Here is a 9,524-nt window from a genome sequence, read left to right as displayed (position 1 = left end):
TGTTCATTCTGTATTTTTTTTTTTTTTTTTTTGCGGGGTGTTTTTTTTTGTTTTCAACCGCGGGGGGGGGGCGGGGGGCGCCCCCCCCCCCCGCCACTCCTTCGTCGTCCGCTCCCCGGATTCCGCTCCCCGGATCGCGGAGGGTTGCCCCGCGCGCACTCCGGGTAGACCGGGCTACGACCGAATTGGCCAGCGCGCTTCGTGAGGTGATCAGCGGTGATCTTGGAAGCTCTCGGTGCGGTCCTGCTCGGACTCGGCGCTTCGTGGGCCGCGCTCCAGCGGCTGCCCCACCGGCTCCCCTCCCGCCGCCTCGTGCTCGCGGCGGGGTCCCTGGGCTCCCTCTTCGGCGCGGTGCTCACGCACGCGGCGCTCGGCCCCGGTCATGTCGTCGCGACGCTGATCGGCGCGGTCGTCGTCGGGGCGGTCCTGCTCTCGCTGCTGCTCCGCCCCGCGACGCCGGTCCTGCGCCGCCCGATGCCTTCCTGATCCGCCTGCCGCGCTGGCCCGCCAGCCGCGGAAGCCTCAGGCGGCCAGTCCCAGGGCCGCCATCCGCTTCGTGTGCGCCTCGGTGATCCGCGAGAACATCCGACCCACCTCGGCCAGATCGAACCCGTCGGCGACCCCGCCCACCAGCATCGTCGACAGCGCGTCCCGGTCGGCCACCACCCGCTGCGCCTGTGACAGCGCCTCCCCCATCAGCCGCCGCGCCCAGAGTGCGAGCCGCCCGCCGACCCGGGGCTCGGCCTCGATCGCCGCCCTGACCTTCTCGACCGCGAAATTGCCGTGCCCTGTGTCATCGAGCACAGCGAGCACCAGACCGCGGGTGTCGGAGTCCAGCCGCGCGGCCACCTCACGGTAGAAGTCACTGGCGATCGAGTCGCCCACATATGCCTTGACCAGGCCCTCAAGCCAGTCCGACGGCGCGGTCTGGCGGTGGAAGTCGTCCAGTGCGGTGGCAAAGGGATCCATCGCGCCCGTCGGATCGGCGTCAATTTCACCGAGCCGGTCGCGCAGCCTCTCGAAATGGTGGAATTCGGCGGAGGCCATCTTCGCGAGTTCCGCCTTGTCGTCCAGAGTCGGCGCGAGTTTGGCGTCCTCGGCGAGCCGCTCGAAGGCCGCCAGTTCGCCGTAGGCGAGCGCTCCCAGCAGATCCACGACCGCGGCCCGGTACTTCGGGTCGACGGAGGCGGTCGCCCAGTCCTGGGCGGCGATCCCGGTGAGTTCCGCGGGCGCGGAACCGGTCGGTGACCCTGGTGTGGACTCGGGCTCAGTGGCGTTGTCAGACGTCTCCATGGAGCGCACAATAACCCGCTCGACGCACCTCGTAGAGCCCACTTCGCGCACCGTTCAAGAGCCCGGTCGGGCACTGCCCTGACACCGTTCCGACGAATTCGTCCAACACACCTGCGCGATTCCGGGGTACAGTGGTAATGCGCCCGCCGAGTATTCGGTGGGCCATCGCAGTGTTTGACCGGGAGATCTGTCCCGGACAGGCCCCATGAGGATGCCCGGTCGGTGGCCCGATCGGCTCCGACCCCGACCGCCCTCCGCGCGGACCGTGCGCACAGCTGCGTACGACCTGCAGATGAGGGGCCCCCTCAGCGGCACGAGCGCTCGAGCGACGGCAGTGGTCCCGCGCCATCCGGCCAATCCACGGCCGGCCGAGTACCCAGGTGCGGTACGACCCCCCGCGTTCGCCTCGGGTCGCGTCTCACAGAAGAGGCAGCACCCTGACTACGACTTTCCGGAACCTCGGAATCCTTCCCGAGACGGCCGAAGCGCTCGAAGCCGTCGGCATCATGTCCCCGTTCCCCATCCAAGAGATGACGCTCCCGGTCGCCCTGTCCGGCAAGGATGTCATCGGCCAGGCCAAGACCGGCACGGGCAAGACGCTCGGCTTCGGCCTGCCGCTCCTGGAGCGCGTCACCGTCCCCGCCGACGTCGAGGCGGGCCGGGCCGTTCCCGAGCAGCTCACCAACGCCCCGCAGGCCCTCGTGGTCGTCCCCACCCGCGAGCTGTGCCAGCAGGTCACCAACGACCTCCAGACCGCCGGCAAGGTGCGCAACGTGCGCGTGCTGGCGATCTACGGAGGCCGTGCCTACGAACCGCAGGTGGAGGCCCTCAAGAAGGGCGTCGACGTGATCGTCGGCACCCCGGGCCGGCTGCTCGACCTGGCGGGCCAGCGCAAGCTCGACCTGTCGCACGTGCGCGGGCTCGTCCTGGACGAGGCCGACGAGATGCTCGACCTGGGCTTCCTGCCCGACGTCGAGCGGATCATCCAGCTGCTTCCCGCGAAGCGCCAGACGATGCTGTTCTCGGCGACCATGCCGGGCGCGGTCATCGGTCTCGCGCGCCGCTACATGTCGCAGCCGACGCACATCAGCGCCACGTCGCCGGACGACGAGGGCGCGACGGTCGCCAACACCACGCAGCGCGTCTACCGCGCCCACTCCATGGACAAGCCGGAGATGGTCGCGCGCATCCTCCAGGCCGAGGGCCGCGGGCTCGCGATGATCTTCTGCCGTACGAAGCGTACGGCCGCCGACATCGCCGACCAGCTCGCCCAGCGCGGCTTCGCCTCGGGCGCCGTCCACGGCGACCTCGGCCAGGGCGCGCGTGAGCAGGCGCTGCGCGCGTTCCGCAACGGCAAGGTGGACGTTCTCGTCTGCACCGACGTCGCCGCGCGCGGTATCGACGTCGAGGGTGTGACGCACGTCATCAACTATCAGTCGCCCGAGGAGGAGAAGACCTACCTCCACCGCATCGGCCGCACCGGCCGCGCGGGCGCGTCCGGCATCGCCGTCACGCTGGTCGACTGGGACGACATCCCGCGCTGGCAGCTGATCAACAAGGCGCTGGACCTGGGCTTCCCGGACCCGCCGGAGACCTACTCGACCTCGCCGCACCTCTTCGAGGAGCTCAGCATCCCCGCGGGGACCAAGGGCATCCTGCCGCGTACGGACCGGACACGTGCCGGTCTGTCGGCGGAGCGGGTCGAGGACCTGGGCGAGACGGGCGGCCGTGGCCGCAAGTCCGCCGGGGCTTCGTCCGCGCGGTCGGCCGGCGCCGCCGTGCAGGAGGAGCGCCCCGCCCGTACGCGTACACCGCGCCAGCGGCGCCGTACGCGCGGCGGGACTCCCCTGGAGGCCGGCGAGGCGCAGACGCAGGCAGTGGCGGCGACGGCCCCGGTGTCGACCGGAGCGGTCGACACCGCCGAGGGCGCGGAAGCGGCCGAGCCGCGCGTCCCGCGCCGCCGCCGGCGTACGCGCGTGGGCGTGCCCGCCGACGCGGCTGCCGCGGTCGCCACGACCGTGGCGCAGCCGGGGACGGACCTGTTCGTCGAGCCGGTGGCCGAGCAGGGCGACGCCGACGCCGATGCGGTCACCAAGCCGCGCCGTCGTCGTACGCGGGCCGCTAAGCCCGCTGTCGAGGCCGTGGAGACGGTCGCGGCCGTGGTCGTCGACCCCGACGCCGGGGCGAAGACCGAGACCAGGCCCCGGCGCCGTACGCGCGCCGCCAAGGCCCCGGTCGAGGCCGGCACGGTGAAGGCCGCCGATTCGGCGGACGGCGACGCCCCCGCCGCCGAGGCCAAGCCGCGCCGTCGCCGTACGCGCGCGGCGGCGGCCCAGCCCGAGAGCTGACGGCACACGCGCGACGGCCCGGCATCCCCTGGGGGGTGCCGGGCCGTCGGCGTGTTCGCGGGCCCTCTCCCGCGCCTCCTGGGGAGGCCGGGCGGGTGAGGCGGCGGCGGGCATGGGGACTTACTCTCGTCGCATGAGCAGGCCGCCCACGTTCACTCCCCCGTCCTGTGCCCGCGCGCTCCAGTTGGCGACGAGCCGCGGGCACTTCGCCGTGCTCGACGCGCGCCCCGGGGGGACGCCGCGGGGCACCGCCCTTCTGATGCCCGGATTCACCGGCAGTAAGGAGGACTTCATCGCGATGCTGGAGCCACTCACCGCGGCCGGCTATCGCGTGGTCGCCGTCGACGGGCGCGGGCAGTACGAGTCCGTGGGACCCGATTCCCAAGAGGCGTACGCCCAGAAGGAGTTGGCGGCGGATGTACTGGCGCAGGCGGAGGCGGTCGGGGCACCTGTCCATCTCGTGGGCCACTCGCTGGGCGGGCAGATCGCCCGCGCGGCCGTCCTTACGGACGCGGAGCCGTTCCGCACGCTGACACTGATCTCTTCGGGCCCCGCCCGTATCGCCCCCTCCCAGGAGGAGCGGGTGCGGCTGCTGAGCGAGGCCCTGGCGCTCACGAACATGGACATGGAGCGGGTCTGGGAGGGCATCCGGGCGATGGAGCCGCCGGAGGAGACCTCCGTCGACGGCACGGATCTGCGCCGCCGCTGGCTGCGCCACAATCCGGTCCAACTCATCACCACGGGGCGGCAGTTGACGGTGGAGCCGGACCGGGTGGCCGAGCTCGCCGCCGTACATCCGCTGCCGAAGCATGTGATGTCCGGCGTGCGGGACGACACCTGGCCCGTGCCGCTGCTCGACGACATGGCGCGGCGGCTGGACGCGCGCAGGACCGTGATCGAGGGCGCCGAGCACTCGCCGAACACCGATCAGCCGCTGCGTACGGCAGCGGCCCTCAGCGCCTTCTGGGACGACTCCGGGCGCTGAGGGGGACCCGGAGGGCCGGGGAGCTCAGAACTGCGCCTGGAGGTGCTGCCAGAACCCGTCCCGCAGGGCCCGCCGCAGGATCGCGTGCCCCCGCAGCGAGCGTTGCAGCAGCTTCTCCGCCTCGATCAGCAGGTCCTGGTCGACGGGGCCAGGCAGATACGGATGGCCGGGCAGCAGTTCGGCCATCGCCACCCGCCCGCGCCCGACCAGCCAGGTCGCGGCGATCTGCGCGCCGATGAAGCGCACCTGTTCGCGCGAGGGCGGCGGCTCGCCCTCGTTCTCGTACGTGGTGACCGCCCGCCGTGTCACATAGGGCTGCCAGAATTCGAGGTCGAAGGTGCGCTGGCTGTCGACCTCCCACAGAAGAGGCTCGGCCTGGTTGCGCCCCTCGCCGGCCTCGATGCCCCAGAGATGGACGCGCGCGCCGTATCCCTGCGCGGCCTCCACGGCCGACACCAGGTCCTCGTCACCGCCCACGAGTGCGGCGTCGCTGATGGCGCGGTGTCTGGCGAGCGATTCGAGATCCGTGCGGATCAGGGAGTCGACGCCCTTCTGCTGGTTGTTGGCGTTGAGATTGCCGAGGCGGACCTTGACGTCGGGCAGCTCGGCGATGGCCTGCTGCTCGGGCGTGTGGATACGGCGCCGCGCGCCGTCGTACCAGTAGACCCGGAGCAGTCTGCTGTCGGCGAAGATCGTGCGCGCCTTGTCGATGAACGCCTCGATGAGCCCCTCGGCGTCGAGATCGAAGGACCGCCGGTCCTCGGTCCCCGCGACCAGTAATCCGGCCGCAGCGTGGACGTAACCCGCGTCGACGAAGATGGCGTGGGTGGACGGTGTCTTCGAGACCTCGGCGAGCATCCGCTGGAGCAGTTCGTTGGTGCGCTCCAGGCGGGCGCCGACCTCGGCGATGTCGGGGTTGATCTCTGCCTCGCTCATACGAGGACCATTGTCCGTGGACACCTCTGTACTCGCCAGTAATTAGCCATCTGAAAAATTTCTTTAGTGTAGGGAATGTTTGCAGAGGGCAAGGCGTTGTCGCCTGATGTAATCAACGATGGGCTATCCGTCACACACAGTTCTCCTACGGAGGATCAGACGAAGGGAGAAGCGGTATGCGCTTCGAGATCATGCGACTGAACGATGCTGACGGCACCGCCGTCGACAGCACCGTCGTGGACGCCGCCTCCGTCAATCAGATCGTGCAGCAGGCCGCCTCCACAGGGCAGCGCCTCTACATCCGCCCGGCCGAAACCCCGGCCTCGTAAATTCTCGGATCCCTCCGGATCCACTGATCGGCTCATGTCGAGACGCCCCCGTACGGACATCCGTACGGGGGCGCTTTGGTCTCACGCGGCCTGCACGACCTGCGTGACGCCGTTGATGATCTGCTGCACGGCGATGGCCGAGAGCATCATTCCGGCGAGCCTGGTCACCAGCACCACACCGCCGTCCTTGATGACCCGGATGATCATCAGCGAGTAGCGCATCGTGAGCCAGAGCACGGCGTGCATCGCCACGATCGCCACCCACACCGAGATCTGCGCCGCCGCCCCGTCGGCGTGCTGGACGGCGAGGATGACGGAGACGATCGCGCCGGGGCCGGCCAGGAGCGGCATGCCGAGCGGTACGAGGGCGACGTTGACGTCCTTCGTCTGCTTGGGCTCGTCGTTCTTGCCGGTGAGCAGATCGAGCGCGATGAGCAGCAGGAGCAGTCCGCCGGCGATCATCAGCGCGGGGACGGAGACATGCAGATAGTCCAGGATCTGCTGGCCGAGGATGCCGAAGACGGTGATCACGCCGAAGGCGACGGCCACCGCCTGCCAGGCCATCCGGCGCTGGACCTTGGCGGGGCGCCCGGAGGTGAGGCCGAGGAAGATCGGGGTGATCCCGGGCGGGTCCATGATCACGAACAGGGTCAGGAAGAGGGAGCCGAAGACGGCGGCGTCGAACACGGTGTGGCCTTGCGGGAGATGGGCGGGCGGGACTCGGGGCGCGGTACGCGACCGGGCACCGGCGTCGGCCGGGCACGGCGTCGTACGCGGCTCCGCACGGCGCGGCACGGGGCGCGCGCACGACGGGCACGTGGTGCGGGTCAGCAGCTACGCGGGTCAGGAGCTACGCGGGTCCGCCCGTGCCGGGCACCGGAAAGGCGCCCGACGCGCGCCGGACGATCTCGCCGTAGATCTCCGGGTCGGTGCTGTACTCCCCGAGCCGGACGGTCTTCCGGGTCCCGTGGTAGTCGCTGGAGCCGGTCGTGAGCAGCCCCAGCTCGGCGGCGATTCCGCGCAGCCGGGCGCGCGTGGGCTCGTCGTGGTTCATGTGGTCGACCTCGATGCCGTCGAGGCCCGCCTCGGCCAGCCGTACCAGCGCCGCTTCGGCGACGACCGCGCCCCGGGTCACGGCCAGCGGATGCGCGACGACGGTGACACCGCCGGCGGCCTTGACCAGCCGGACCGCCTCGAAGGGGTCCAGCTCGTGGCGGGGCACGTGCACCCGGCCGTGGTCGGAGAGCCACTGGGAGGTGAACGCCTCGTCGACCGAGCCCACGACGCCCAGTTCGACGAGGGCCGACGCGACGTGCGGGCGGCCGATCGAGCCGTCTCCGGCGATCCGGGCGACCTGTTCCCAGGTGATGGGCACGCCGAGTTCCCGGAGCTTGGCCACCATCGCCTTCGCGCGCGGCACCCGGTCGTCGCGCACCAGCTCGCGCTCGCGCAGCAGTCGGGGCTCGTCGGCGTCGAAGAGGTACGCCAGCATGTGCAGGCTCACACCGTCGGCGCGGCAGGAGAGCTCGGCGCCGGTGACGAGGGTGAGGCCGGTGTCGAGCTCGGCGAGGGCCTTGAGCGCCTCGGCATGGCCCCGGGTCGTGTCGTGGTCGGTGAGCGCGACGACGTCCAGGCCGGCGGCCACGGCGTTACGTACGAGCTCGGCCGGGGTGTCCGTACCGTCCGACGCCGTGGAGTGGGTGTGCAGGTCGATGCGCACGACGTGTACTCCAGGGGTTCGGAAGGGCAGGGGACGCTCCAGGATAACGGGCGTTCGAAGGCGTCCCGAACGTTCGAACCCGCGCGCGGTCCGGTCCGGCCGGCCCGCGGTCAGCTCAGCAGACGCGGGGAGAGCGCCCCGCACGGCAGCAGATCCACCTCGGCGCCGGCGTCCCGCAGATCGGTGAGGACCAGCTCGTCGTACATCAGCAGCCCCGTCTGCTCCGGCCAGACGATCGCCCAGAGCCAGAGTCCGAGGGCCTCACCGGCGAAGACCGCGCGGTCGGGCGGTGCGTCGGCCACGTGCCAGAGCGGGGTGGGGCGGCCGGCGGCCAGCAGTTTGGCGTGCGGGGGCCTGTCGGCGCGGATGTGCGGGCCGGGGTCGGGGCCGTCGATCCCGGCGTAGCGCGCCCCGAGTCCGACGCCGAGCTCCTCGGCGACCAGCAGCAGTTCTCCCGGGCCGCCGAGCGGGCCGGGGCCCGAGCACGCGACGGCGGTGGCCCGGCCGCCGCTGCGGTCGTCGCCCGCGTAGGCGACGCCGGTGTAGAGCCAGCCGACGGGGAGCGGCCAGGGCATCCAGACGGGGACGCGGGCGCGGTTCACCACGACCCCGAGGGCTTCGACGCTGGGCGGTATGACCGGCTGCAACGGATGGACGGTGCCATGGATGTCGCACTGCCAGGAGTCGGCGAAGAGACCGGGCGCCCTGACCCGGCCACCGCACTTCGGGCAACCTGGTTCGCCCCTCATAGCGCCCAACGGTCCTCCCCGGCCGACGCCCCGTCAAGGACGATCACCCCTCCGGCACAGAACGGCGGCAAATACCGGCGGCCTGTACGAGAGGGGGTCTCCTCACGGCGGCGTACGGCGTTCAGAGGCGTGCGTACGGCGCCGGCGCGGCACGGTACGACGCCGGTGGCCGCGGCCTCAGTCCAGCGCCACCGAGCCGCGCAGCGGGTCGCGCAGATCCGTCCCGTGCGCCAGCCACCGCTCCTGGAGCGCCTGCGCGCCCTTCGCCCGCTTCCACGCGGCCTCGTTGGCCGTCATCGGGAGCAGCGGCAGGAACCGTACGGGATCCAGCGGAGCCGCCAGCTCCAGATCGGGGACCAGCCCGCCGGACTCCGCGACGAGCACGGAGCTGAACGGCGCGCCGGGCCACAGGGGTTCGCCGACCTCCAGCGAGGCACCGGCGGTCACCACCAACCCCTCGACCTGGGGCGACGCGGCCAGTACGGCGAGGGGGCGCAGCACCTTGTCGGTGTCGGCGAGCCCGGCCCGTACCGACAGGATCAGCTCGGCGCGCGGCCCCCGGGCCGGGTCGGGGACGACGACCGTGGGGTCGGCCATCGGCCGCGCGGACATCCCGAGCGTGGCGTACCGCACAACGGCGCCGCCGGAGCCGACGCCTCCGGAGCCGGCGGAGTCACCTTCGCTCTCCCGGTCCCCCGGGTCGAGAAACCGCAGGACCTCGACCCGGTCCGTGCCCACGAACGTCATCGCCGCGCGCGCGTCGGGCTCGCCCAGCGCCGTACGCAGCTGTGCCTCGACCAGAGAGAGAACTTCTGCCATCCGGCGAGCATAGAACGCCGTCTTAACGGGCAAGAGACCAAATTGGCCTCGATCGGCTGCTAGTCTGGGCCGCCGGTCGGGACAGCGCGCGGAACGCGTCGCCTTCCAGTCCCGACATACGTCGTCCCCTACGGGGGACCGGCCGGAGGAGGTGGGGCTGCGGTGGATCGAAGTCACCCGGCCAGTACCAGCCGCTCTTCCTCGCGCTGTACCGCCTCTCTCGTCTGAGGCCCTGCCCCGTACAGGCCCGCGGCTTGTCGCACGACGGAAGAGCATCGCACCAGCTCTGTTTTGCCTGTCTGTAGCGAATGCCGTCACCGCGTCCTCGCGGTGCCGCCCGCTTTG

General features: G+C 71.4%; 10 protein-coding genes. 4 read left to right on the top strand and 6 right to left on the bottom strand.

The annotated features are described in order from the left end of the window. The first annotated feature begins 216 nt into the window (after positions 1-216). The gene (locus tag ACFWV8_RS34895; RefSeq protein WP_384213854.1) at positions 217-486 is read left to right on the top strand and encodes a hypothetical protein; all 270 of its coding nucleotides are present in this window, start codon (positions 217-219) and stop codon (positions 484-486) included. 36 nt (positions 487-522) lie between these two features. Here ACFWV8_RS34895 and ACFWV8_RS34890 read toward each other — a convergent pair whose 3' ends face one another. Next, on the bottom strand, positions 523-1,293 hold the full coding sequence (locus ACFWV8_RS34890; RefSeq protein WP_384213852.1) for a ferritin-like fold-containing protein: 771 nt from the start codon (positions 1,291-1,293) through the stop codon (positions 523-525). A 530-nt stretch (positions 1,294-1,823) separates the two neighbouring features. On the opposite strand from ACFWV8_RS34890, the gene ACFWV8_RS34885 reads away from it, so the two are divergent. Together ACFWV8_RS34885 and ACFWV8_RS34880 are read left to right on the top strand one after the other, a co-directional pair. Beyond that, on the top strand, positions 1,824-3,641 hold the full coding sequence (locus ACFWV8_RS34885) for a DEAD/DEAH box helicase (protein WP_384213849.1): 1,818 nt from the start codon (positions 1,824-1,826) through the stop codon (positions 3,639-3,641). Between the two features lie 133 nt (positions 3,642-3,774). Further along, on the top strand, positions 3,775-4,626 hold the full coding sequence (locus tag ACFWV8_RS34880) for an alpha/beta fold hydrolase (protein ID WP_384213847.1): 852 nt from the start codon (positions 3,775-3,777) through the stop codon (positions 4,624-4,626). A 24-nt stretch (positions 4,627-4,650) separates the two neighbouring features. Here the strand turns inward: ACFWV8_RS34880 and ACFWV8_RS34875 are convergent, their stop codons facing one another. After that, positions 4,651-5,562 carry an NYN domain-containing protein gene (locus ACFWV8_RS34875; protein ID WP_329381993.1) on the bottom strand — a complete coding sequence of 304 codons (912 nt, stop codon included), beginning with the start codon at positions 5,560-5,562 and terminating at the stop codon, positions 4,651-4,653. Between the two features lie 176 nt (positions 5,563-5,738). On the opposite strand from ACFWV8_RS34875, the gene ACFWV8_RS34870 reads away from it, so the two are divergent. Then, positions 5,739-5,891, top strand: coding sequence for a hypothetical protein (locus ACFWV8_RS34870; protein ID WP_189111543.1), 153 nt, complete (start codon positions 5,739-5,741; stop codon positions 5,889-5,891). An 81-nt stretch (positions 5,892-5,972) separates the two neighbouring features. Here the strand turns inward: ACFWV8_RS34870 and ACFWV8_RS34865 are convergent, their stop codons facing one another. The 4 genes from ACFWV8_RS34865 to ACFWV8_RS34850 all read right to left on the bottom strand — a co-directional run bounded on the left by ACFWV8_RS34865 (position 5,973) and on the right by ACFWV8_RS34850 (position 9,179). Beyond that, positions 5,973-6,578 carry a MarC family protein gene (locus ACFWV8_RS34865; protein WP_384213844.1) on the bottom strand — a complete coding sequence of 202 codons (606 nt, stop codon included), beginning with the start codon at positions 6,576-6,578 and terminating at the stop codon, positions 5,973-5,975. Positions 6,579-6,741: 163 nt separating this feature from the next. Then, positions 6,742-7,611, bottom strand: a complete 870-nt coding sequence (locus ACFWV8_RS34860; RefSeq protein ID WP_384213842.1) for a PHP domain-containing protein — start codon at positions 7,609-7,611, stop codon at positions 6,742-6,744. 110 nt (positions 7,612-7,721) lie between these two features. Continuing rightward, entirely contained in the window at positions 7,722-8,360 is a 639-nt protein-coding gene (locus ACFWV8_RS34855; protein WP_384213840.1) for a DUF6758 family protein, read from the bottom strand. A 177-nt stretch (positions 8,361-8,537) separates the two neighbouring features. Then, positions 8,538-9,179, bottom strand: coding sequence for a suppressor of fused domain protein (locus ACFWV8_RS34850; protein ID WP_384213838.1), 642 nt, complete (start codon positions 9,177-9,179; stop codon positions 8,538-8,540). Positions 9,180-9,524: the final 345 nt, after the last annotated feature.

Origin of the sequence: Streptomyces sp. NPDC058665, from assembly GCF_042714995.1 — a bacterium.
Taxonomy (GTDB): Bacteria; Actinomycetota; Actinomycetes; order Streptomycetales; family Streptomycetaceae; genus Streptomyces.
The sequence above is the reverse complement of the archived record's forward strand: the minus strand, read 5'-3'. Positions and strand labels throughout refer to the sequence as shown.